Origin of the sequence: Pseudarthrobacter siccitolerans, from assembly GCF_001046895.1 — a bacterium.
GTDB classification, from domain to species: domain Bacteria; phylum Actinomycetota; class Actinomycetes; order Actinomycetales; family Micrococcaceae; genus Arthrobacter; species Arthrobacter siccitolerans.
The window spans coordinates 263,091-285,484 of record NZ_CAQI01000046.1; the positions used below are offsets into that span (position 1 = coordinate 263,091).

23 protein-coding genes are annotated in these 22,394 nt (G+C 65.6%); 11 read left to right on the forward strand and 12 right to left on the reverse strand.

The genetic code is table 11. The annotated features are described in order from the left end of the window. On the forward strand, positions 1–1,269 hold the full coding sequence (gene manA / locus ARTSIC4J27_RS14385) for a mannose-6-phosphate isomerase, class I (RefSeq protein ID WP_050055870.1): 1,269 nt from the start codon (positions 1–3) through the stop codon (positions 1,267–1,269). Between the two features lie 106 nt (positions 1,270–1,375). Here the strand turns inward: manA and ARTSIC4J27_RS14390 are convergent, their stop codons facing one another. Both ARTSIC4J27_RS14390 and glpX read right to left on the reverse strand, forming a co-directional pair. Continuing rightward, positions 1,376–2,431 carry a lipid II:glycine glycyltransferase FemX gene (locus ARTSIC4J27_RS14390; RefSeq protein ID WP_050055871.1) on the reverse strand — a complete coding sequence of 352 codons (1,056 nt, stop codon included), beginning with the start codon at positions 2,429–2,431 and terminating at the stop codon, positions 1,376–1,378. An 87-nt stretch (positions 2,432–2,518) separates the two neighbouring features. Further along, positions 2,519–3,541: a class II fructose-bisphosphatase gene (gene glpX, locus ARTSIC4J27_RS14395; RefSeq protein WP_176156781.1), complete on the reverse strand. Its 1,023-nt coding sequence runs from the start codon at positions 3,539–3,541 to the stop codon at positions 2,519–2,521. 236 nt (positions 3,542–3,777) lie between these two features. On the opposite strand from glpX, the gene ARTSIC4J27_RS14400 reads away from it, so the two are divergent. The 5 genes from ARTSIC4J27_RS14400 to ARTSIC4J27_RS14420 all read left to right on the forward strand — a co-directional run bounded on the left by ARTSIC4J27_RS14400 (position 3,778) and on the right by ARTSIC4J27_RS14420 (position 9,152). Then, entirely contained in the window at positions 3,778–4,458 is a 681-nt protein-coding gene (locus ARTSIC4J27_RS14400; protein WP_050055873.1) for a DUF4245 domain-containing protein, read from the forward strand. A gap of 10 nt (positions 4,459–4,468) precedes the next feature. Beyond that, positions 4,469–5,083: a carbonic anhydrase gene (locus ARTSIC4J27_RS14405; RefSeq protein ID WP_050055874.1), complete on the forward strand. Its 615-nt coding sequence runs from the start codon at positions 4,469–4,471 to the stop codon at positions 5,081–5,083. 76 nt (positions 5,084–5,159) lie between these two features. Next, positions 5,160–6,587, forward strand: a complete 1,428-nt coding sequence (locus ARTSIC4J27_RS14410) for a class II fumarate hydratase (protein WP_050055875.1) — start codon at positions 5,160–5,162, stop codon at positions 6,585–6,587. A gap of 214 nt (positions 6,588–6,801) precedes the next feature. Continuing rightward, the gene (locus tag ARTSIC4J27_RS14415; protein ID WP_050055876.1) at positions 6,802–7,470 is read left to right on the forward strand and encodes a TetR/AcrR family transcriptional regulator; all 669 of its coding nucleotides are present in this window, start codon (positions 6,802–6,804) and stop codon (positions 7,468–7,470) included. Next, positions 7,467–9,152 carry an MDR family MFS transporter gene (locus ARTSIC4J27_RS14420; protein WP_050055877.1) on the forward strand — a complete coding sequence of 562 codons (1,686 nt, stop codon included), beginning with the start codon at positions 7,467–7,469 and terminating at the stop codon, positions 9,150–9,152. Before ARTSIC4J27_RS14415 ends, ARTSIC4J27_RS14420 begins: the two co-directional genes overlap by 4 nt. 126 nt (positions 9,153–9,278) lie before the next feature. Here ARTSIC4J27_RS14420 and ARTSIC4J27_RS14425 read toward each other — a convergent pair whose 3' ends face one another. Together ARTSIC4J27_RS14425 and ARTSIC4J27_RS14430 are read right to left on the reverse strand one after the other, a co-directional pair. After that, complete coding sequence (locus ARTSIC4J27_RS14425) at positions 9,279–9,749, reverse strand: NUDIX hydrolase (protein WP_050055878.1); 471 nt, start codon at positions 9,747–9,749, stop codon at positions 9,279–9,281. Between the two features lie 45 nt (positions 9,750–9,794). Then, positions 9,795–10,349 (reverse strand): prepilin peptidase, encoded by a 555-nt coding sequence (locus tag ARTSIC4J27_RS14430; protein ID WP_050055879.1) that lies wholly within the window; start codon positions 10,347–10,349, stop codon positions 9,795–9,797. A 58-nt stretch (positions 10,350–10,407) separates the two neighbouring features. On the opposite strand from ARTSIC4J27_RS14430, the gene ARTSIC4J27_RS14435 reads away from it, so the two are divergent. Together ARTSIC4J27_RS14435 and ARTSIC4J27_RS14440 are read left to right on the forward strand one after the other, a co-directional pair. Then, a complete protein-coding gene (locus ARTSIC4J27_RS14435) occupies positions 10,408–11,199 on the forward strand; it encodes a hypothetical protein (RefSeq protein WP_050055880.1) in 792 nt (263 codons plus the stop codon). Between the two features lie 42 nt (positions 11,200–11,241). Next, entirely contained in the window at positions 11,242–11,892 is a 651-nt protein-coding gene (locus ARTSIC4J27_RS14440; RefSeq protein WP_050055881.1) for a GNAT family N-acetyltransferase, read from the forward strand. A gap of 94 nt (positions 11,893–11,986) precedes the next feature. On the opposite strand, the gene ARTSIC4J27_RS14445 is transcribed toward ARTSIC4J27_RS14440, so the two are convergent. Both ARTSIC4J27_RS14445 and ARTSIC4J27_RS14450 read right to left on the reverse strand, forming a co-directional pair. Next, a complete protein-coding gene (locus ARTSIC4J27_RS14445; RefSeq protein ID WP_050055882.1) occupies positions 11,987–13,405 on the reverse strand; it encodes a PhoH family protein in 1,419 nt (472 codons plus the stop codon). 239 nt (positions 13,406–13,644) lie between these two features. Further along, the gene (locus ARTSIC4J27_RS14450; RefSeq protein WP_050055883.1) at positions 13,645–14,406 is read right to left on the reverse strand and encodes an isoprenyl transferase; all 762 of its coding nucleotides are present in this window, start codon (positions 14,404–14,406) and stop codon (positions 13,645–13,647) included. Positions 14,407–14,561: 155 nt separating this feature from the next. Here ARTSIC4J27_RS14450 and trhA point away from each other — a divergent pair, with 155 nt between their 5' ends. Then, on the forward strand, positions 14,562–15,308 hold the full coding sequence (gene trhA / locus ARTSIC4J27_RS14455) for a PAQR family membrane homeostasis protein TrhA (RefSeq protein WP_235436684.1): 747 nt from the start codon (positions 14,562–14,564) through the stop codon (positions 15,306–15,308). A gap of 26 nt (positions 15,309–15,334) precedes the next feature. On the opposite strand, the gene ARTSIC4J27_RS14460 is transcribed toward trhA, so the two are convergent. Both ARTSIC4J27_RS14460 and mca read right to left on the reverse strand, forming a co-directional pair. Next, on the reverse strand, positions 15,335–15,724 hold the full coding sequence (locus ARTSIC4J27_RS14460) for a hypothetical protein (RefSeq protein ID WP_050055884.1): 390 nt from the start codon (positions 15,722–15,724) through the stop codon (positions 15,335–15,337). Positions 15,725–15,823: 99 nt separating this feature from the next. Beyond that, on the reverse strand, positions 15,824–16,741 hold the full coding sequence (mca, locus tag ARTSIC4J27_RS14465; protein WP_050055885.1) for a mycothiol conjugate amidase Mca: 918 nt from the start codon (positions 16,739–16,741) through the stop codon (positions 15,824–15,826). 130 nt (positions 16,742–16,871) lie between these two features. Between mca and ARTSIC4J27_RS14470 the strand changes: the two genes are divergently transcribed. Beyond that, positions 16,872–17,339, forward strand: a complete 468-nt coding sequence (locus ARTSIC4J27_RS14470) for a DUF4307 domain-containing protein (protein ID WP_050055886.1) — start codon at positions 16,872–16,874, stop codon at positions 17,337–17,339. 141 nt (positions 17,340–17,480) lie between these two features. After that, positions 17,481–17,975, forward strand: a complete 495-nt coding sequence (gene greA, locus ARTSIC4J27_RS14475; RefSeq protein ID WP_050055887.1) for a transcription elongation factor GreA — start codon at positions 17,481–17,483, stop codon at positions 17,973–17,975. Positions 17,976–18,074: 99 nt separating this feature from the next. Here greA and ARTSIC4J27_RS14480 read toward each other — a convergent pair whose 3' ends face one another. From ARTSIC4J27_RS14480 to ARTSIC4J27_RS14495, 4 genes are read right to left on the reverse strand one after another with little or no spacing between them, the layout of a single operon-like run. Beyond that, a complete protein-coding gene (locus ARTSIC4J27_RS14480) occupies positions 18,075–18,695 on the reverse strand; it encodes a rhomboid family intramembrane serine protease (protein ID WP_050055888.1) in 621 nt (206 codons plus the stop codon). Positions 18,696–18,703: 8 nt separating this feature from the next. Further along, complete coding sequence (gene ilvA / locus ARTSIC4J27_RS14485; RefSeq protein ID WP_050055889.1) at positions 18,704–19,942, reverse strand: threonine ammonia-lyase; 1,239 nt, start codon at positions 19,940–19,942, stop codon at positions 18,704–18,706. Between the two features lie 3 nt (positions 19,943–19,945). After that, the gene (locus ARTSIC4J27_RS14490; RefSeq protein WP_083435472.1) at positions 19,946–21,289 is read right to left on the reverse strand and encodes an AI-2E family transporter; all 1,344 of its coding nucleotides are present in this window, start codon (positions 21,287–21,289) and stop codon (positions 19,946–19,948) included. Between the two features lie 39 nt (positions 21,290–21,328). Further along, complete coding sequence (locus ARTSIC4J27_RS14495) at positions 21,329–22,288, reverse strand: aldose 1-epimerase family protein (RefSeq protein ID WP_152683879.1); 960 nt, start codon at positions 22,286–22,288, stop codon at positions 21,329–21,331. Between the last annotated feature and the right edge of the window lie 106 nt (positions 22,289–22,394).

Here is a 22,394-nt window from a genome sequence, read left to right on the forward strand (position 1 = left end):
TTGTACGAGATTGAGAACGTCCTCCGGGATTATGCCTGGGGTTCAACCACGGCCATCGCCGCCCTGCTGGGACGCCCCGAATCCGGCCGTCCCGAAGCGGAACTGTGGATCGGAGCGCACCCTGACTCGCCCTCCGTGGCCCGCGTTCCGGAGGACGGCACTCCCACGGCCCTGGACGCTTTGATCTCGCGCGATCCCGAGCATTTCCTCGGCGCGGACTCGGTGGCGCGTTTCGGTCCCCGCCTCCCCTTCCTCGCCAAGGTCCTGGCCGCCGCCCAGCCGCTGTCCCTGCAGGTCCATCCGAGCCTTGAACAGGCACGGGCAGGCTTTGCCCGGGAGAATGCCGAGGGCCTGGCCGCGGACGCCCCCAACCGCAATTACCGGGACGACAACCACAAGCCCGAAATGATTTTCGCCCTCACGCCGTTTGAGGCGCTCTGCGGTTTCCGCCCGGCAGCCCGGACGCGGGAAATCCTGCAGCATGTGGCGGCCGCTTTTGATGCGGCGGAAGGCGAGGCGCCCGCCCTGGTCGGTGCCCTGCTGGAGGACCTAGGGGCAGCTGACGAAAGCGCCGGCCTCCGGGCAGCCTTCGAACGGCTGATCACCGGCGGCTCCTCGGTGGCCGGCGATACCGCGCTGGTGGTTGCCGCGCTCCTGTCCGGGGCCCCGCTGGCACCCTACGAAACCGAGCTGGCCACCGTCATCAGCCTCAACGAGAAGTACCCGGGCGACCCCGGCGTCCTCATCTCGCTGCTGCTCAACCGCATCTCGCTGCAGCCCGGCGAAGCGGTCTACCTGCCGGCCGGAAACGTGCACGCCTACCTGCACGGGCTCGGCGTCGAGGTGATGGCTTCCTCGGACAACGTGCTCCGCGGCGGGCTCACACCCAAGTTCATCGATGTTCCGGAACTGCTGCGGACCATCGACTTCCAGCCCGTCGCCGTGCCGATGCTTCCGGCCGAACGGACAGTGATGGACCAGGAGCTGTTCCGGCCGCCCTTCGAGGAATTCCAGCTCCAGCGGATCGAGCTCGCGCCGGACGCCGGCCCCGTTCCGCTGGCCCAGTCCGGCGCCGCCGTGGTGATTGTGGTGGCCGGAGACATTTACCTGGATTCCCCCAGGGGAGACCTCCGGCTCTCCCGCGGCGGCAGCGCCTTCCTTGCCGCAGCCGAGGCGCCCGTCAACGTTCATCCGGTGGCCGGCAGCAGGGAACGCGCGCTGGCGTTCGCCGTGACCACCGGCCTTCCACACTCCGCGGACCGCGGCTAGCAACCAGCGGCCAGCAACCGGCAGGCCGGCAGGCCAGCAACGAGCAAAGGGCGACGGCGGCACCCGGGCGGGTGCCGCCGTCGCCCTTTTGTCCTGGCTTACCTGGTCAGTTGCCCGGGCGCAGCTTCCGGACCAGCGGCCGCACGCGGCCGGCCGCCGCCTTCAGGAGCCGCCGCCCCTGCTGCAGGCCGCGGCGGGCCAGCGGCATGGCCTGGGCGTAGGCCGGGTAAAGCGGTGAGAGCGGCTTGTCCCACGTGCCCAGCAGCATGTTCTCGTGCTTGGCGAACTGCTTCTTGAAGTCCGAGATGCCGTCGTTGAGGAGGCCGTTGAAGTCATAGCGGGAGCACCCGTCTTCCCGCATGGCCTGCAGGGCCGCCCACTTCACCCCGTAGTTCACCCGCTGCTTCTGGCCTTCGGCGGATACCCCGCCGTACAGCTCGAAGGCCGTGGACCCGCTCCTGGCCAGCCACACGAAGGCCAGCATCTGCTCGCCGTCGAAGGCGCCAATAATGGGTGAACCGTCCCCCATGTTCCTGAAGATGTCGCGGTAGTACTGGTCCTCATGGATGCCGAAGCCGGCGCGCTCGGCCGTCTCATGGTAGATCGCCAGGACCTGGTCAAGCTCAGCGTCATTCTTGACCTTGCGGAACTCGACGTCGCTGCGCATGGCCTTGCGGATGTTGGCCCGGGTGGACTTGGACATCTCCGCCATCAGTTCGTCGTCCGTCCTGGTCAGGTCCAGGATCAGCGTCCGCGGGATCAGCACGGTATTGGTGGTGGCGCGGAAGCCCGCGGAGGCTACGGCGCCGGCGAAGGCCGAGTCCTGGTCCCAGTCGGGTTCTATGCTCAGCGCCACTGCGTGGTGGCGGGCGGCTGCATGCTCAGCCAGGCTTGCCAGGACGGCCGGGGCGTCCTCCACCGAACACATGGGGCCGCGCGGGATGTAGGCCAGGGCGCGGAACGGGAACGGCAGCCGCCGGACCAGCAACTGTGCGCAGCCCACGGTCTTGTCACCGTCGTTGACCAGCACCCGGGCCACAGACCAGCCATGCATTGCCTTGGTCTCACCCCAGCCCCACAGCTGCTGCGGATGTCCCTGAAATTGGTCAACATGTTCGTCCCAGAGGGCGCGGTCAGTACAGGGCACAACAGCAGGAATCATGGCTTCAACCCTATACCAAGGCCTGAAACGGCAGATCCCCGGAGCACGCTGCGGCGCTCCGGGGATCCGTGTCAGGCAGGAAGGGGATCAGCTCTTGCGGGCGTAGCCTTCCCACTTGCTGGCCTGGTGCTCGCCGTCCACAAAACGGATGGTGCCGGACTTGGAACGCATCACGATGGACTGGGTGAGGACCTTGTCCTTGGAGTACCGGACGCCCTTGAGCAGGTCGCCGTCGGTGATGCCGGTGGCGGCGAAGTAGCAGTTGTCGCTGGAGACCAGATCGTTGGTGGACAGGACCCGCTCGAGGTCGTGGCCGGCGTCGATGGCCTTCTGCTTTTCTTCGTCGCTGGTGGGCCACAGGCGGCCCTGGATGACACCACCGAGGGACTTGATGGCACAGGCCGCAACGATGCCTTCCGGGGTGCCGCCGATACCCATCAGGGCGTCCACGCCGGTCCCGGAGCGGGCAGCCGCGATGGCACCGGCAACGTCGCCGTCCATGATGAATTTGGTGCGGGCGCCGGCCTCACGGATTTCCTCCACCAGGGGGCGGTGGCGGTCGCGGTCAAGGATCATCACGTTGAGCTGGTTGACCTTTACGCCCTTGGCCTTGGCGATCAGGTGCAGGTTCTGCTTGACGGGCAGGCGGAGGTCCACCATGTCAGCCGCTTCCGGGCCGGTGACGAGCTTCTCCATGTAGAACACCGCGGAGGGGTCGAACATGGAGCCGCGCTCGGCCACGGCCAGGACGGCGAGGGCGTTATTGATGCCCAGCGCAGTGAGCCGGGTGCCGTCGATGGGGTCTACGGCCACATCGCATTCGGGGCCTGTGCCGTCACCGACGCGTTCGCCGTTGAACAGCATGGGGGCTTCGTCTTTTTCGCCTTCGCCGATGACCACAACGCCGTTGAAGTGGACTGTCTGCAGGAAGGAGCGCATGGCGTCAACGGCGGCGCCGTCGGCAGTGTTCTTGTCGCCGAAGCCAACCCAGTGGCCGCCGGCGATTGCTGCCGCCTCGGTAACACGGACAAGCTCAAGGGCGAGGTTGCGGTCCGGCTCGTCATTGCCCACAGCCAGGGACGGGGAGATCGTGGAGTACTTCTGGGTCATGGACGCTGGTGACACGTGAACCTCTTCTTCGAGTGGCGATCATTGAACCCGCTCCGCCGGAACAGCGAAAGCGGTGATTCCTCTGATATCGATCATAGTCGCGGCACCGCCTTCGGGCTGCGGCATGACGCGGGGGCGCAATGTACCCGCGCGGGCTTTGGCGCCGGGCTCCCGGCGCCGTCCGGGCCGAGTGTGAGTTGTGCACCGGCATAAGGGACTATGGAGGGGTGAGCGAAATGCAGGAAAAGACCAGCCCCACCCCCGAACCGGCCGGATCCGGAAGCAACAGCGGACCGGCCGCAGCGGGAGGGCAGGCCCCGGTTAAGCCAGTGATTCCGGCTGCCGCGGCCAAACGGGCCAACGCCTCGGTGATCGGGATGATCATCGCCCTGGCGCTCAGCATCGGCGCCTTCCTGCCCATCGTCCTGATGAACCCTTCCCCCAAGAGTGACGGCTACCGCCCGGACATCGACGTCAGCGCCGCAGCCCGCAATGCGACAGATGTGGCAGGATTCACACCAGTGGCCCCGGACACTGGCAGCACCTTCCGGCCCAATTACGCCCGGTGGGAAGCCGGCACCGGAAGCGGCGTCCCCTCGTGGGAGGTTGGCTTTATCACGCCCAAGGAGTCCTTCATTGGACTCATCCAGACCCGCGCTGCCAACCCCACCTGGCTCCTGCAGCAGACAAAGAATGCCCCGGTCACCGGATCCCGCAACGCCGGCGGGCAGGAATGGGAACTCCGGGATACCGGCAAGGGCGAAAAGTCAATGGTCCTCGAGTACCGCGGGACTACCGTCATCCTCTCGGGCGCTGCCCAACTGGACGAATTCGCCATCCTGGCAGACGCCGTCGTGAAGTCCCTGGACAGCAATCCTGCCGTCACAGTTTCACCTGCGGCCACCGCTGCCCCCTAAGGTAAGCAGGGTGACTACCTATCTGACTCCTGCCCTTGCCTGGCGCCGGATGCGCGAAGGAAATGAACGCTTCGTCGCCGGCCAGTCGTCCCACCCGAACCAGGACTCCTCGCGCCGGTCCTCGCTCGTGGAGAACCAGCACCCGTTCGCCGTGATTTTCGGCTGCTCGGATTCCCGGCTCGCAGCGGAGATCATTTTCGACGTCGGACTCGGTGACGTTTTTGTGGTGCGCACGGCAGGCCAGGTGATTGACGACGCCGTCCTCGGCTCGCTGGAATACAGCGTGGGTGTGCTCGGCGTGCCCCTGATCGCTATCCTGGGGCACGACAGCTGCGGCGCCGTCAGCGCCACCAAGGCCGCGGTGGACACCGGCGAGATGCCGCCGGGCTTCATCCGCGACCTGGTGGAGCGCATCACGCCGTCGGTCCTCACCTCCATGCGCCAGGACAAGCATGAGGTCAACGACATGGTGGTGGAGCACGTCAAGCAGACGTCCGAACGGCTGGTGGACAGCTCGCGTGTGATTTCGGACGCAATTGAAAGCGGGCGCACCGCGGTCATCGGCCTCTCCTACAGCCTGGCGGAGGGGCGCGCCAACGTTGTTTCCGGGATCGGTGAGCTCTAGGGCGGGGGTAAAAACCCGCCCGTAGCATGCTCTTCACGGTTTTCGATGGCGCGCCGGATCGCCCTAAGCTAGCCCCATGACTTCCACTGAAGAGTTCCGCATTGAACATGACACGATGGGCGAAGTCCGCGTCCCCGTGAACGCACTGTACCGCGCGCAGACGCAGCGGGCAGTGGAGAACTTCCCTATTTCCGGCAAGACCCTGGAACGTGCCCACATTGAGGCACTGGCCCGGGTCAAGAAGGCGGCTGCCCAAGCCAACGCTGAACTGGGTGTGCTCGACGGCGAGCTTGCCAAGGCCATCGCAGACGCGGCGGATGAGGTGGCCGCCGGGAAGTACGACGGCGACTTCCCCATCGATGTCTTCCAGACGGGCTCCGGCACGTCCTCGAACATGAACACCAACGAGGTCATCGCCGAGCTCGCCTCGCGTGCCCTGAAAGCGGCCGGCAGCGACAAGGTTGTCCACCCGAACGACCACGTCAACGCCTCGCAGTCCTCGAACGACGTGTTCCCCACGTCGGTGCACGTCGCGGCGACCTCGGCCCTGATCAACGACCTCATCCCGGCCCTCGGCTATCTGGCCGAGTCGCTGGAGCGCAAGGCCGTGGAGTTCAAGGACGTCGTTAAGTCCGGCCGTACGCACCTCATGGACGCCACCCCGGTGACCCTGGGCCAGGAGTTCGGCGGCTACGCCGCACAGGTCCGCTACGGCATCGAGCGCATCAACGCCTCACTCCCCCGCGTTGCCGAAGTTCCGCTCGGCGGCACGGCCGTGGGTACCGGCATCAACACTCCGGCCGGTTTCCCGGAGCGCGTGATCGAACTGCTGGCCACCGACACCGGGCTCCCGCTCACCGAGGCCCGTGACCACTTCGAGGCCCAGGCCAACCGCGACGGCCTCATTGAAGCGTCGAGCCAGCTGCGCAACATCGCGATCTCCTTCATGAAGATCAACAACGACCTGCGCTGGATGGGCTCGGGCCCCAACACCGGCCTGGGCGAGATCGCCATCCCGGACCTGCAGCCCGGCTCCTCGATCATGCCCGGCAAGGTCAACCCCGTGATCTGCGAAGCGTCCATCATGGTGGCCGCCCAGGTCATCGGCAACGACACCGCCATCGCCTGGTCCGGAACCAACGGCGCCTTCGAACTGAACGTCGGCATCCCGGTCATGGCCTCCAACCTGCTCGAGTCCATCCGCCTGCTGGCCAACACCAGCCGCGTGATGGCGGACAAGATGATCGACGGCATCACGGCCAATGTGGAGCGCGCCCGATTCCTGGCCGAGGCTTCCCCGTCCATCGTCACCCCGCTGAACAAGTACATCGGGTACGAGAACGCAGCCAAGATCGCCAAGACGGCTGTGGCCGAGGGCCTCACCGTCCGCCAGGCCACCGAGAAGCTCGGCTTCGTCGGTGACGGCGAAGGCCAGGTCACCGAGGCCGACCTCGACAAGGCCCTGGATGTCACCACCATGACGGCTCCGGCGCACAAGGCGTAGCCTCCGCACTAACCGCTCAAGTACGACGACGGCCGGTACCTTTCGCACGAAAGGTACCGGCCGTCGTCGTACTGCCCCCACCCCTCCCCCACCTTGGAGTTTTTGTCCAGATATGCAGACTTCCGCACCCCTGAAACCTGCATATCTGGACAAAAACTCCATCGGGTAAGGGATTAAGTTGCACTCTAGCTAATAGAGTGCAAAACTTTACTTTGTGGATAACAGTGCAGAAATAGCGGGCGGACTCCGTGAACGGAAACGCGCCGCAACCCGTGCCGGCATCACCGCCGCCGCCCGCACCCTGACCGCCGAGCGCGGCCTGAACGGCTACACCGTGGAGGAAGTCTGCGAGCGCACCGGCATCTCCCGCCGGACATTCTTCAACTACTTCCCCACGAAGGAAGACGCCGTTATCGGCCACGGCGACGACGACCTGCCTGCCGGCATCCTCAAGGAATTCATCGACGGCGGAGCCTCCTCACCGCCCGGCGAAATGTCCCCCACCCTGTTCCGGGACCTCGTCCGGCTGTCCCTGCGGTTGTCCGAGGACATGGAGGCCTCGGAAGAGGAAACCCGCCAGCTGATCGCCGTCGTCAAAAAAGAGCCCCAGCTGATCCTCCGCCTCATTGGCATCACCGAGCGGCGGGAAGCACAGTTCGCCCGCGACGTGGCCCGGCGCGAAGGCGTGGCCAGTGACCACCCTGTGGTCCAGATGGCCGTTGCGCTGCTCAGTACCATCGCCCGGAAAAGCAGCATCGCCTACTTCGCCGACGGCAACACCCGCCCCTACAAAAAGCTGCTGATGGAGAACATTTCCGCCGCCAGCCTGCTCTTCTCCCAGCCATTCGACCAGCCGGACACCGCCGCAGAAGGACCAAGATGAGTATCGCCACCAAGCCGGCAGCGGGCCCCCTGCTGCTGACCCAGAAACGCATCTGGATCATCTTCTCGGCGCTGATCGCCGGGATGCTGCTCTCCAGCCTGGACCAGACCATCGTTTCCACCGCCATGCCCACCATCGTGGGCAAGCTCGGCGGTGTGGAACACCAGGCCTGGATCACTACCGCCTACCTTCTGGCCACCACCATCGTGATGCCCATCTACGGCAAGTTCGGCGACGTCCTGGGCAGGCGGAACCTGTTCCTGGTAGCCATCGCACTTTTCACACTGGCGTCCGTGGGCTGCGCCCTTGCCACCGACTTCTGGGGCTTTGTGATCTTCCGCGCCATCCAGGGCCTGGGCGGCGGCGGCCTGATGATCCTGTCCCAAGCGATCATTGCCGATATTGTGCCAGCCAAGGACCGCGGCAAGTACATGGGCCCGCTCGGCGCCATCTTCGGCCTCTCCGCCGTGGCCGGCCCCCTGCTGGGCGGCTTCTTTGTGGACCACCTCACCTGGGAATGGGCCTTCTACATCAACATCCCCATCGGCATCGCAGCGTTCGCCATCGCCTGGTTCACCCTGACGCTGCCCAACAAGAAGGCTGAAAAGCGGATCGACATCCTGGGCGTGGTGCTGCTGTCGGCCGCCACCACCTGCCTGATCTTCTTCACCGATTTCGGCGGCAAGAAGGACGAAGGCTGGGATTCACCGCTTACCTGGGCTTTCGGCGCCGGCATGGTGCTGTCCGCCGCCGCCTTTGTGATGGTGGAGCGCCGCGCCGAGGACCCCATCATTCCGCTGAGCCTGTTCCGCAACCGGATCTTCGTCAACGCCACGGCCATCGGCTTCACCCTTGGCCTGGGCATGTTCTCCGCGATCGCCTTTGTCCCCACGTTCCTGCAGATGTCCTCCGGCACCTCCGCCGCAGAGTCCGGCCTGCTGATGCTGCCCATGATGGCGGGCCTGATGGGCACCTCCATTTACTCAGGCATCCGGATCTCGAAAACCGGCAAGTACAAAATGTTCCCCATCCTCGGCGCTGCCTTCACCATGGCTGCCATGTTCTGGATGACCACCCTCGCCGCCAGCACTCCCATCTGGGTCATCTGCGTGCAGCTGTTCATCTTCGGTGCCGGCCTGGGGCTGATCATGCAGGTGGTGGTGCTGGTGGTGCAGAACTCCGTCCCCGCCGATCAGATCGGCACGGCCACAAGCACCAACAACTACTTCCGCGAAGTGGGTGCGGCCATGGGTGTGGCCATCTTCGGCTCCATCTTCACCAACCGGCTCTCGGAATCCCTGACCGGCGCGTTCACCGGCGCCGGCGCCTCCGCCGACCAGGCTGCCCAGTCCACCAGCACACTGGATCCGCAGGCCCTGAACCAGCTGCCGGAGCAGTTGCGTGATGCGATCGTCAACGCCTACGCCGAGTCGCTGGCCCCCGTCTTCTGGTACCTGATCCCGTTCATTGCCCTGGCTCTGATCCTGGCGCTCACGCTGAAGCAGATACCGCTCTCGGACACTGCCGGGATGGTGGCCCGCGGGGAAGCCGTGGGTGGCGAGGAAGCTGAACGCCTCGCCGCGGAACTGTCCAAGGCCCCGTCCGGGGCCGGGGCGGAAGCCCGCGGTGCTCAGGACAGCGTCAAGGACGACGACGGCGGGCTGGTCTCCCAGCGCAACTGACCGCCGTCGAACTCCTGCCGGCTGTGGTCCGGGAGTGCCGGACCGGCCGGGGCGCCGCGATCCTGGGGGTTGCGGCGCCCCGGCTGCATTCCCGGGCCCTGCGGGCCCTGGGGCGGCAGGGTGCTGTCAGGGTTCGAAGTGGGCTGCCTCTGCCGGAGCAAGGGCACAGTGGATGCTGGTGAGGTGCCCGGGCATCAGGTCAGGGAGTTCATCCAGGCCGAACCAGCCGACGGCAATGGACTCATCATCGTTGACCCGGGCAGTTCCCGATACGTAGCGGCAGAGGAATACCACGTCCAGGAACTCGCAGACGTCACCGTTGGGATAGGTGATGGGGCCCACCGCGCCGACGGACACAACACGCTCCGGTTCGGCCACCACTGCGGTTTCCTCGAAAATCTCCCGCACCAGGCCGCGCGCGGGCTGCTCGCCCGGGTCGAGCATTCCACTGATCAGGGCCCATTGCCTGTTGTCCGCACGGCGGGCCAGCAGGACCCGGCCCGAGTCATCGACCACCACTCCCCGGACGCCGGGGACCCACAGAGGGTCGTTGCCGATTTTTTCGCGAAGTTTCAGGACGTAGTCAGGCGCAGGCATTAAGCCAGCCTACCGAACTGCCTGCCCCACAGCTCAGCCCGCCTGTCAGGCAGGCAGCAGCATCGCGGCCCCGGCGCCGGCGAGCATAAACGGCCCGAACGGGATGGACGACTTCAAGGTCCCCCTGCGCGCGGCCAGCAGGGCAATGGACCACAGGCCGCCCAGCAGGAAAGCCAGGAAGGTACCGGCGAACAGGTGGCCCCACCCCAGGTAGCCGAGGTACATGCCCAGGACGCCGGCCAGTTTCACGTCGCCGAAACCCATCCCGGGCGGGTAGGCAAACCTGAGGAGGAAGTAGAAAAGCCACAGGATGCCGGCACCGGCCACTATCCGCAGGGCCGGCATGGCCATCAACCCAGCACTCCAGCCATCCGGCCCCTGCACCGCACCAGCGCCGACGTCGGCAAAGATGGCAGCCGCGAGCAGGAGGACACCGGCCACAGCGTAGGAGGGGAAAACGATCCGGTTGGGCAGGAGGTGATGCCGGACGTCGATCACCGTAAGCCGGACGGCCATCACCGCAAAGTAGGCGCAGGCAGCAAGCACCAGCCAGAAGGCCAGCGGGGTCTGCGCCCAGAGTTCGCCCAGTCGTTGGATCACCCTCGGATGCTACTGGATTTCCGCTCCCGCGCGCACCGCCCGCGCGTAAACTGTGGATATGGCGACCTGGGACTCCCGGCACCGGATAAATCCGGACAGCAGTTCAGCCGCCGCGGATCCTGCCCTTTTCCGGAATCTGTGCAGGTCCTCGCCCTGGAAGTGGCAGTCCCTGCGCTTTGAATACTGGGATGAGCCCTTTACCGAAGCGCCCAGCCCGGCAGCGCCCCTGGTCCGGGCATGGCTGCGCCGCCCCGGCGCCCTCCGGCTCGAAACCGCGGACGGACTCGTCCTGCACAGCACCACCGGAATCAATGATTCCAAGGATGGCCTCTACGTCAGCGCCACCCGGAAGTCCTGGCTCCTTCCACCGCACCTGGTGACGCCCGTTTACGACGACCAGGGCCTGGTCCGGCGCCGCCCGGAAGCAGCCTACGGCGAACCGGGCTTCGGCAACGGCCGGTTCGCCGCGGCCCTGGACCCGGTGGAACTGGCCGGCAACGCGCCGGTGCCCATCGAATTCCCCGGCAGCAATACCGTGGAAGTCCATGGGGTCAGCTCCCGGAACCACGAGGGCCGCCCGGTCCTGGAAGCAGTGGTGAGCCCCACGGCCGCATATCACCCGGCCTATCCAGCCTCGCCGCTGTGCCTGCCTGGAAGGTCCCGGATCCGGGTGGATCTGGGAACGGGTGTATGCGTGGCAAGCCAGTCACTGGAACCAGGGACCGAGGAATACGGCCATTGGCTGCGCATCCTCGCAGTGGACGAATACATGCTGGACGACCTGTTCGTCGCCCAGTCAATGAGCCTCACCGATGTCCGCCAGCACATCAGCTGGGAGATCCCCGCCTGAGGATGGCAAGCCCTGGATGCGGCCGTCGGCTAGGCTTCGCGAATGACAACAATAAGTGACGTCTGGCCACTTTTTGGCCTTCGGCTGGCCACTCCCCGCCTTGAACTCCGCCCCATCAGGGATGAGGACATCCCGGCCGCCGTGGAGGCTGCCCGCAGCGGTATTCACGACGCCGGCCGGAACCCGTTCAGCACCCCTTGGACGGAGCTCCCGGCGGAGGAGCTCGGGCCCAACATGGCCCGCTGGTATTGGCGCTGCCGGGCGGAGTTCACACCGGAGGCGTGGACCCTGCTGCTCGGGATCTGGCACGACGGCAGGTTCGTTGGCTGCCAGGACGTCGGCGCCAAGGACTTCGCCAGGCTGAAGACAGTCAGCACCGGCTCATGGCTCAAGCAGTCCGTGCAGGGCCAGGGCCTGGGCAAGGAGATGCGCGCCGCCGTCGCACTCTACGCCTTCGACTGGCTGGACGCAGAAGCAGCCGAATCGGAAGCTGCCCTCTGGAATGAGGCCTCCCTCGGCGTCTCCCGCGCCCTCGGCTACGAGTTGAACGGCATCACCCGGAAGGCCTGGGGCCCAAAAGTCGAAACCGTCCAACACGTCCGCCTCACCCCGGAATCCTTCAAACGCCCCGACTGGACCCTGCAGGTAGAGGGCCACGAAGCAGCGGCGAAGTTCCTCAAGATCGGCGACTGACGGGACCTGGTGCCCGGGTGCGCCTTCCGGCAGCGTGCGTCAGAGGCGAGGAACGAGCCAGCACGCAGAGGAAGGGGCACCCGGGCACCCCCGCTTAACCTTCGAGCAGTTCCGTCACCAGGGCTGCGATCGGCGAGCGTTCGGAGCGGGTCAGTGTGATGTGGCCGAAGAGCGGGTGTCCTTTCAGGGTTTCGACGACGGCGGCGATTCCGTCATGGCGTCCGACGCGGAGGTTGTCACGCTGGGCGACGTCGTGGGTGAGGACGATCTTCGAGTTCTGGCCGATCCGGCTCATGACCGTCAGCAGTACGTTCTTTTCGAGCGACTGGGCCTCATCCACAATCACGAAGGCGTCGTGGAGGGAGCGGCCGCGGATGTGGGTGAGGGGCATAACCTCGAGCATGCCGCGGTCCATGACCTCCTCCACCACTTCCTGGCTCACCAGCGCGCCGAGGGTGTCAAAAACGGCCTGCGCCCAGGGGTTCATCTTCTCGGACTCCGAGCCCGGAAGGTAGCCCAGTTCCTGCCCGCCCACGGCGTAGAGCGGCCGGAACACAATCACCTTGCGGTGCTCGCGGCGTTCCAGGACAGCCTCCAGGCCGGCGCACAGGGCCAGCGCCGACTTGCCGGTTCCTGCCCGGCCGCCGATGGAAACGATGCCGACGGCGGGATCCATCAGCATGTCGATGGCCAGCCGCTGTTCCGCGGACCGTCCGTGCAGGCCGAAAACGTCCCGGTCGCCCTTCACCAGGCGGACCTGCTTGTCGGGGCCGACACGGCCCAGGGCAGAGCCCCGGTTGGACAGCAGCACCAGCCCGGTGTTGACCGGCAGCTCAGCCGCTGCCGGGATGAAGACGGGCTCGTGGCCGTAAAGCGTGTTGATCTCCTGCTCGCCGGCCTCCACCTCGGCCACACCGGTCCAGCCCGAATCCTTCACCAGCTCGTTGCGGTATTCGTCGGCGGTGAGCCCCATCGCCGAGGCCTTGACGCGCATGGGCAGGTCCTTGGACACCACCGTGACGTCCCGGCCTTCATTCGCGAGGTTCTTCGCGACGGCGAGAATGCGGCTGTCGTTGTCCCCGCTGCGGAAGCCCAGCGGCAGCACCTCCGAGGAAATGTGGTTCAGTTCCACCACCAGGGTGCCGCCGTCATCACCGATCGGAATGGGCTGGTTCAGTCCACCGTGTTTGACGCGCAGGTCGTCGAGGAGCCGGAGTGCCTTGCGCGCGAAGTAGCCAAGTTCGGGATCGTGCCGCTTGGCCTCAAGCTCGGTGATGACCACAACCGGAACCACAACCTCATGCTCCGCAAAGCGCAGCAGGGCGCGGGGGTCCGAGAGCAGGACGGAGGTGTCGATCACAAAGGTGTGGATGGTGGCTTCCCTTCCAGGAACAGCAAAACCGGCCGCGGTTTCTTCCGCTGCACCGGTTTCTAAGGTGGCTCGCATGGCGCGAGAGGTAGCTTTCTCTCCCTGGTCGGAAAGGACCGCGGGCAGTTGTTCAGAAGTAGCCACATCGACTCCAGCCCCGGGCACAAGCCCGGATGTGTTAGTGGTGAGCCGGCTCGGCCATGAGGCCGGGTCCGGCCTCCCATACAACCGGTGCGATGTCTCGCTCCATGTACTGGCCTCCCCGATCAGCCGGCGGTTTTGCCTGCTGATGGATATAACGTAAATCCATCGGAAGTAATTTCCGCAACCATTACGCGGCGATTCTTGTTGCGGCCGCGTGAACACGCGGTAAACCGGGAATGTCAGGCGCCGAAGCGCCGCTGCCTGCCTGCGTAATCGCGCAGCGCGCGCAGGAAATCGACCTTGCGGAAGGCGGGCCACAGCGCCTCGCAAAAGTAGAACTCGCTGTAGGCGCTCTGCCACATCAGGAACCCGGAAAGGCGCTGTTCGCCGGACGTGCGGATCACCAGGTCCGGATCGGGCTGGCCGCGGGTGTAGAGGAACCTGGAGATGTCGTCCACGCAGAGCTCGTCTGCCAGTTCTCCGATGTCCTTGCCTTTGGCCACGGCATCGTGCAGCAGTTCGCGGACCGCATCAACTATTTCCCGCCGCCCGCCGTAGCCCACAGCAACATTGACGTGGATTTTTTCCCGGACCGGGGTGCGTGCGGTCAGCTTGTTGAGGCGCTCGGCCAGATAGTCCGGCAGCAGTTCGGGCGCACCCATGGCGTGGACGGAGATGTTGGCGTCCTCGTCCAGCCGGTCCAAAGTGTTGGCGATGATGCCCATCAGCAGGTCGAGCTCTTCGCTGGACCTGTTCATGTTGTCCGTGGACAGCATGTAGAGCGTGACTACTTTGATGCCAAGCTCCTGGCACCAGCCAAGGAACTCGTGGATCTTGTCCGCACCGGCCTGGTGGCCCTGGCTGGTGGGGGCATTGAACTGCTTGGCCCAGCGCCGGTTGCCGTCCACCATGACCCCGATGTGCCGGGGAATGCGGTCGCGGGCGAGGTCCTTCAGCAGCCTGCGCTCGTAAAAGCCGTAGAGGAACCCGGGCAACTCCACGCGTTCTCTCACCTGACTTCCTTGCTGTACGTTCGGCTTTGCACATCCTAGGCTACCGTCCGTAACGGAACCTGCGTTCCCGGCGGGAGCGGAATCCATAGGCCACCCGTTACTACCCGTGGGTAACTTACCGGGGCGTAAGTTACTCTGGACCCATGAACAGCGACACCCCGGACGCTTCGCGGGCGCCGCAACCGAACGGCAGCGCAAGCGCTGGAACCGGCTCCGAATCGAACGCCGTGGACGATGCCGCCGTCCGGCTGGCCGGGCTCCTGATGATCAAGCCGAAGTGGCGCGGGTGGATCCATACCGTGACCGCGCCGCTGGCCCTGGTGGCTGGAGCCGTCCTTGTGGCACTGGCCCCCACCGTGGACCGCAAGATCACGTCAGCCGTGTACGCGGCCACCGGCGTGATGCTGTTCGGCATCAGTGCCGTCTACCACCGCGGCAACTGGTCCCCGAAGGTGAAGATGGTCCTCAAGCGGCTGGACCACACCAACATCATGCTGGTGATCGCCGGGAGCTACACTCCGCTGGCCTGGACCCTGCTGGAACGGCCCCAGGCTGTCCTGCTGCTGTGGGTTATCTGGTCCGGCGCCATTCTGGGCGTGCTGTTCCGGCTGTTGTGGACCGATGCGCCGCGCTGGCTTTATGTTCCGATCTACATCGCGCTGGGCTGCGGAGCGCTGTTTTATCTCCCGCAGTTCTTCCAGGCGAGCATTCCTGCCGCCGTCCTCATTTGCGTGGGCGGGATTCTCTACATCACCGGCGCTGTCTTTTACGCGCTGAAAAAGCCGAACTTCAGCTACCACCACTTCGGCTTCCACGAACTGTTCCACGCCTTGACCGTGGTTGCGTTCGCCGCGCACTTCACGGCAATAGCTCTCGCCGTACTCAGCTAGCCGAGCAGCCGTGCCCAGCTAGCCAATTAGTGGCGGCGGGTCCCGGGACCGGCGTCCGTGCCGCCGTCGGCCGGCCCCTGAAGGGAATCCCCGGAGGCTGAACCGGCAGCAAAACCGTCCGCCGGACCTGCCAACGGCCCCGCAGCGGCGGATCCCGCCTCTGCAGCCTCGGCCGCTTCGATGTCCGCAGCCGAAGCCGCCGCAATGCGCTCCTCCTCCACCTGGGCGCGGTACCGGACCCGCCTGATCCGCCGGACCATGTCCACGATGAGCAGTGCCGTGGCCACCACAAAGAAGGCCGTCATGATGAAGCCCAGGAGTCCCGGTGTCACCTGGTCCTGGGTGATGCCCTCGCGCAGCGACGGTGTGGGCTGGGGCGCGGGCGTGGTGGCCAGGCTGAGGAGCAGACTTTGCACGTTGAATACCTTCTATGGAACGGGTGTCGGCAGGCAGCAGATACAGCAACCCGGACTCCGGACGCTTCTTCTACGCGGCATAGAAATTGCCTGTCGGTTCTATCTTAGTCCCGCGAACAGGTCCTTCTCGGGCAGCCCGGAGGGCACCCGGGAACTAATCAGCGAGTAGTCCTCCCACGGCCATGCCCGCCGCTGCATCTCCGGCGATACAGCGAAGAAGAACCCCAGCGGGTCCACCTGCGTGCTGTGCGCCCGCAAGGCATCATCGCGGACTTCGAAGAAGTCCCCGCAGTCCACCTGCGTGGTGGTGGGATGCGGTGCGGGCGGCGGCGTGTGGCCCTCGGCGTCGGACTCCAGCCACGCCGCGAGCCGCTCCGCGTACGGCGACTGAAGGCCCGCCTCCTCCAGGGCGAAATGCAGGGCACGGAAACGCTCGGGGCTGAAGGCCCGGTCGTAGTACAGCTTGCTGGGCTCCCAGGGTCCGCCGGCGTCCGGGTAGCGGGCGGGGTCCCCGGCCGCCTCGAAGGCTTCAACGGCTACGCGGTGGGCCATGATGTGGTCCGGGTGGGGGTAGCCGCCGTTTTCGTCGTAGCTGAGGATCACGTGCGGCTTGAAGGACCGGACCAGGCGCACCAACGGGGCGGCAGCTTGGTGCAGCGGCAACGTGGCGAACGATCCCGCCGGCAGAGGCGGCAGCGGATCTCCTTCGGGCAGGCCCGAATCCACAAAGCCCAGCCACCGCTGCTTGATGCCCAGGATTTTCGCGGCCCGTTCCATTTCCAACCGGCGGGCGCCTGCCATGTCACGTTTGGGATGGGGCGCATCTTCCACTGCAGGGTTCTGGATGTCCCCCCGTGACCCGTCGGTGCAGGTGGCCACCATGACTTCCACCCCTTCGGCAGCGTACTTCGCCATGGTGGCGGCACCCTTGCTGGATTCGTCATCCGGGTGGGCGTGGACGGCGAGCAGCCGGAGCGGGCTGTGCTCCCCCTTCGGGGCGTTACTGGACGCTGTCATCGAAGGACTGCTCCTTAATTCTTCATATGTCGGCTTGTGGCGGCTGTTCGTATGGCTCGGCGGGCGGCTGGCTTGCGCCGGCACGCTGCCGGCCGCTGAGTCCCCCGGGGAAGGGCACTAAACTGGTCTGGTGACTTCCCCGGACCAGCCGGCCCCCTCGGAGCCCGCGAACACTAGCCTAGCCAATCGTTATGGCGCTAAAAAGCGCAGGCTCTCCCCTGCCGCCAAGCGGGCCATCGGCGGTGTTGGCCTGGCCGCCGGCATCGGATTCATGGCATGGGTCTCCACATCGAATTCCCTCTCCAGCGTGAGCTTCAAGGACATCGGCTACGCCACGACGGACGCCACCGTGGCGGAGGTGGATTTCCAGGTGACAAGGGAGCCGGGAACGGCCGTGCAGTGTGCCATCAAGGCGCTGGACTCCAAATTCGCCGTGGTGGGCTGGAAAGTGGTGGACGTTCCGCCGTCGCAGGCAGAGGAAACAGCCGACGGCGGGCGGACAGTTTCTCAGCGCGTGTCCGTCCGCACGGAGTCCCTCGCCGTGTCCGGGGTGGTGGACAGCTGCTGGATTCCGGACGGTTCAGGCCGGAAGATGTGATCCGCGCCGCTCCCACGTTGGGTAAATCCACAGGATTGACTACAATGGAGCAATACCTTTACCCCGCTGAGCTGGTTACTGTTCCACAAGTGGCCACCGTGGCGGGGTCTTTTGCATGTAGGACCATTAGAGGAGAAGTCCGTGTCTACCACCAACAGCGCAGCTGCAGCCTGGCTCACCCAGGAAGCTTTTGACCGCCTGAAGGCAGAGCTGGACCACCTTTCCGGCCCTGGCCGCGCGGAAATCGTCCAGAAGATTGACCAGGCCCGGCAAGAGGGGGACCTGAAGGAAAACGGCGGCTACCACGCAGCCAAGGAGGAGCAGGGCAAGATCGAAGCCCGCATCCGCCAACTGACGGCGCTGCTCCGCGACGCGCACGTGGGTGAGTCTCCGGCCGATGACGGAATCGTGGAGCCCGGCATGATCGTGGTTGCCAGGATCGCCGGCGACGAAGAAACCTTCCTGCTCGGCTCACGCGAAATCGCCGGTGATTCCGATATCGACGTCTTCAGCGAAAAGTCACCGCTGGGCGCTGCCATCCTTGGCCACAAGGAAGGCGAAACGCTCAGCTACACGGCGCCCAACGGCAAGGACATCAAAGTGGAGATCCTTTCCGCCAAGCCGTACGCCGGATAGCAGTACCCGCATACCGGCAAGAGCATTCAAAGACGCCGGCCGCCCCCCAGGGGCGGCCGGCGTCTTGCTTTGGTGCAAGGAGACGCCGTGCTTCGGCGGTCAGAAATCGCTGACCGTCGCGGACTTCCGGGGGCGCAGGAGCAGTGCCGCCACCACTCCCCCGGCAGCGCCGCCAAGGTGGGCCTGCCACGAGATGTAGCCGGGAAATAAGGGCAGGACGCCCAGCAGGATGCCGCCGTAGCCCATGAACAGCACCACCGCCAGGAGGATCTGCCGCCAGCTGCGGTTAAAAAACCCGCGCACCAGCAGGAACGCGAACAGCCCGAAAACCAGGCCGGACGAACCCACAGTGATGCCGCCGTTCCCGATTAGCCAGACTGTCAGTCCCGATCCGAGCCAGCTGAAGGCCAGGGCCGTCATAAAGACCCGCAGTCCGGACAGGAAAACCAGGAAGCCGAAAATTATCAGCGGCAGGCTGTTGGACAGCAGATGGTTCAGGTTGGCGTGCAGCAGCGGGAAGGTGAAGATGTCCAGCAGCCCGTCGGCGCTCCTGGGCCTCAGGCCGAACGTCCGGTTGAGCGAGCGCAGCATCAGCGCGTTGAACAGTTCGATGACAAAGAGGAGTGCCACAAAGCTGCCCAGCACCAGCAGCCCGCCCTTTGCCCGGGCAGCAAGGGTCCGCCGGTCGCCGAAACCGCTGTTCTGCGCCAGTCCGGCCATCAACCCTCCTAATGGACCACGATGGGCTGGAAACCCTCGGCCCGGAGCGCGCTCAGCACTTGCTCGCCGTGCTCATGGCCCTTGGTTTCCAGGTTGACGGTGATGGAGACGTCACCCATGCTGATGGAGCCGCCCACGCGGGTGTGGTCCAGGCCGGTGACGTTCGCGTCGTTCTCGGCAATGATCCTGGCGATGGTGGCCAGCGAACCGGGGCGGTCGTCAAGCATCATGCGGACTGTCATGTAACGCCCTGCCGCGGAGAGGCCGCGCTGGATGACCTTGAGCATCAGCATGGGGTCGATGTTGCCGCCGGAAAGGACCACTGCCGTGGTTCCGGGGTTTTCGATCTTGCCGTCCATCAGGGCGGCAACCCCCACGGCGCCGGCTGGCTCCACCACCATCTTTGCCCGCTCCAGCAGGAAGATCAGCGCGCGGGCCAGGGAGTCCTCGCTGACCGTCACCACATCGTCCACCAGCTCGCGGATGATGCTGAACGGCAGCTGGCCCGGCCGGCCCACGGCGATGCCGTCGGCCATGGTGGATACCTTCTTCAAAGGCACCAGCGCATCTGCAGCAAGTGAGGGCGGGTAGGCCGCGGCGTTCTCCGCCTGTACACCGATGATGCGTATTTCGCGGCCCAGTTCCTTGGCCCGCGCCTTGATGGCTACGGCGACGCCCGCCAGGAGCCCGCCGCCGCCGACACCCATGAGGATGGTGTCCACGTTGGGCACCTGCTCCAGTATTTCCAGTCCCAGGGTTCCCTGGCCGGCCACGACGTCAACGTTGTCGAACGGGTGGACGAAGACCGTTCCGGTCTCGTTGCTGTAGCGCTGGGCTTCGGCCAGCGCCTCGTCCACGTTGTGGCCGTGCAGGATGACCTCGGCGCCGTGGCTGCGGGTTGCTGCCAGCTTGGGCAGGGCCACTCCGAGCGGCATGTAGATGCGGGCCTTGATTCCCAGGCTCTTCGCCGCCACTGCCACGCCCTGGGCGTGGTTGCCTGCGGAAGCGGCCACCACGCCGCGCTTCTTTTCTTCGGGCGACAGCCGTGCCATGCGGACGTAGGCGCCGCGGACCTTGAACGATCCGGCGCGCTGCAGGTTCTCGCACTTGAAGTAGACGTCTCCGCCCACAAGCTTGCCCAGGGCGCGTGATGATTCCACCGGAGTCCGCGCAATAATCCCGTCGAGCAGCTTCTGCGCCTCCAGGACATCGTCCAGCGTGACGGGAAGGGTTTCAAGGATGTTCACGGACTAATCTCCTCTGAATTTCGGCCCTGGCGCCGCGTCGCGGGTACGGGCACCATGATGTTCTGCGTTTGTGCCGGCTGCGCCGCCGTTGCCGTCCTTGAGGGCGTCCGGCGGATCAACATGCCTAATGGTGTTGTCCGGGCCGGCGCCGGCAACCGAAGGGCCGCCCGGCGCTGCCAGCACCTGTTCATGTTCCCACGTTCTGGCGGCGATGTAGCGAACGGCCGAATTTGCGACGGCGAGGATGGGTACCGAGAACAGCGCACCGGGAATTCCGGCGAGATAGGAGCCGGCCGCGACGGACAGGATCACCGCCACCGGGTGCAGGGCCACTGCCTTGCCCATAACCAGCGGCTGCAGGATGTGGCTTTCGAGCTGCTGGACGAGCAACACGATGCCGAGCATGATCAGGGCGTTCACCGGACCGTTGGCCACGAGTGCCAGCAGGACCGCGATGACTCCGGTCACCAGGGCGCCCACCACGGGGATGAAGGAACCTATGAACACCAGGACGCCCAGCGGGAGCGCCAGGGGCACACCGATGATGGCGGCACCAACGCCAATTCCCACGGCGTCCACCAGCGCGACGAACATCTGGATCCGGGCGTAGCTGACCATGGAGGACCAGCCCTTCCGGCCTGCACCAAAGGTCGCGGCGCGCGCTTTCCTGGGCAGCAGACGGACCAGGAAAGCCCAGATGCGGTCGCCTTCGAGGAGGAAGAAGATCAGGATGAACAGCGCCAGGAGCATTCCCGCGGCAAAGTGGCCGGCGGTGCTGCCAAAGGACAGGGCGCCACTGAGGATGCTGCTGCTGTTGTTCTGCAGCGCATCGGTGGCTTCCTTGACGTACTGGTCAATTTGGGCGGCGGTCAGGTGGAGGGGGCCGGCCGAAAGCCAGTCCTGGACCTGCTTCACGCCTTCCAGCGCCTGGGACCAGAGCTCGCCGAATCCGATGAGCAGTTGCCTGCCCACCAGCGCCAGCGATCCGGCGATCAGCCCGATAAAGCCGAGGACGGTCAGGGCCACTGCGAGGCCGCCGGGCAGTCCCCGGCGCCGCAGCCAGCGGGTCACCGGGCTGAGGAGGCCGGCCAGGAGCGCGGCGACCATCACCGGGATGATCAGGAAGCTGATTTGCCGCAGGATCCAGACCAGCGCGCCGCACACCAGGAGGATGAGCCCCAGCCGCCATGCCCACGACGCTGCAATGCGCACCCCGTACGGAATGTCCTTATCCAGTTCACGGTCTGTCAGTACGCGCAGCGGCGGACCAGCCTGGGCCGTCGGGGCGGTTGGTTGCCGTACCGGTGGTTGAGGGTCGGGCGAAACGGGATCCTCGGCTGGCGTCATAGCCTAATACTTACGCAGCCGTGGCCTAATGGGAAACTGCTACCCTGCGGCGCCGGGGCTGTAGTCGATTCCCCACGAGATGGTGAACGATTCCCCGGGCGCCAACCAGCGGAGGCCGTCCCCGGAGTTGAAGGCATTCGCCGGTCCGGTCATGGGTTCAACTGCCACGGCACGGTTCCGGCCGGGGTAGATGGTACTGACATAGACATGGACGTACTGGCAGGATTCGTCCTGCCAGAGGCTGACTTGCTCCCCGCCAGGCCCGGCCAGGGTGTGGCGCGCCCTGCCCCCTTCGAAGCGGAGCCCCGTCAAGGCAACGTCCACGCTCAGCGGCGCAATGTGCACCCCGGCCCGGAAGTCGGTGTCCCCTTGCACCGGAGCACTGCTGCGCGGGATGAGGCGCTCGTCGGCGAGCAGCTGCGTATCAGCGGAAACCGTCAGCACCAGGTCTTCAGTGGGGGTGTCGCCAAGCCGCAGGTACGGGTGGGCCCCGAGGACGAAGGGCGCCGGAGACTTGGCGTCGTTGGCCAGGGTCTGGCGGACTTCCAGCCCAAGATCCTCCCCGAGGGAGTATTGCACCCGGTGGCGGGCCAGGAAGGGGTAGCCGTGCTGGGGGAAGATGGCGGCCTCCAGCGTGACCGAGTGCTGCGACTCGTCAACCAGCGCGTAGGAGGCGTTCCGGAGGAGGCCGTGGCTCGCGTTGTTCCGTGCCACCTCGGTGATGGCCAGCTGCTGCTTCTTGCCGTCCAGGAACCACTGTCCGTCTTCGACCCTGTTAGCCCAGGGAGCCAGGGTGATGCCGCACCCGCCCGGCGGAATCTGGTCATCGCCGTAGGTCTCCGTCAGCTGCACGCCGCCCCGGCTGTAGAGACGCAGTCCTGCGGCCAGCTCAGTGACTACGGCAAGGGCATCTCCGCGGCGGAGCTCATACTGCCGGCCCGTGGCGTAGGCCCGGTAGCCTGAAGCAACGCTGGTTTCTAGGGGTGCATCGGAAGTCATGAGCAATACCGTACAGCCCATGTCCTGTGCCTGCATCACGGCTGGTGTTACTTTTTGTTTGATTCTATTCTTTTATGAGCGGAATGTGGCACAATATTGATAAGTT

Coding starts and splice junctions, on each gene's coding strand:
- ARTSIC4J27_RS14390 (WP_050055871.1), bottom strand. CDS start 2,431: ATGATTCCTGCTGTTGTGCCCTGTACTGACCGCGCCCTCTGGGACGAA.
- glpX (WP_176156781.1), bottom strand. CDS start 3,541: ATGACCCAGAAGTACTCCACGATCTCCCCGTCCCTGGCTGTGGGCAAT.
- ARTSIC4J27_RS14400 (WP_050055873.1), top strand. CDS start 3,778: ATGCAGGAAAAGACCAGCCCCACCCCCGAACCGGCCGGATCCGGAAGC.
- ARTSIC4J27_RS14410 (WP_050055875.1), top strand. CDS start 5,160: ATGACTTCCACTGAAGAGTTCCGCATTGAACATGACACGATGGGCGAA.
- ARTSIC4J27_RS14420 (WP_050055877.1), top strand. CDS start 7,467: ATGAGTATCGCCACCAAGCCGGCAGCGGGCCCCCTGCTGCTGACCCAG.
- ARTSIC4J27_RS14425 (WP_050055878.1), bottom strand. CDS start 9,749: ATGCCTGCGCCTGACTACGTCCTGAAACTTCGCGAAAAAATCGGCAAC.
- ARTSIC4J27_RS14435 (WP_050055880.1), top strand. CDS start 10,408: ATGGCGACCTGGGACTCCCGGCACCGGATAAATCCGGACAGCAGTTCA.
- ARTSIC4J27_RS14440 (WP_050055881.1), top strand. CDS start 11,242: ATGACAACAATAAGTGACGTCTGGCCACTTTTTGGCCTTCGGCTGGCC.
- trhA (WP_235436684.1), top strand. CDS start 14,562: ATGAACAGCGACACCCCGGACGCTTCGCGGGCGCCGCAACCGAACGGC.
- mca (WP_050055885.1), bottom strand. CDS start 16,741: ATGACAGCGTCCAGTAACGCCCCGAAGGGGGAGCACAGCCCGCTCCGG.
- ARTSIC4J27_RS14480 (WP_050055888.1), bottom strand. CDS start 18,695: ATGGCCGGACTGGCGCAGAACAGCGGTTTCGGCGACCGGCGGACCCTT.
- ARTSIC4J27_RS14490 (WP_083435472.1), bottom strand. CDS start 21,289: ATGACGCCAGCCGAGGATCCCGTTTCGCCCGACCCTCAACCACCGGTA.
- ARTSIC4J27_RS14495 (WP_152683879.1), bottom strand. CDS start 22,288: ATGACTTCCGATGCACCCCTAGAAACCAGCGTTGCTTCAGGCTACCGG.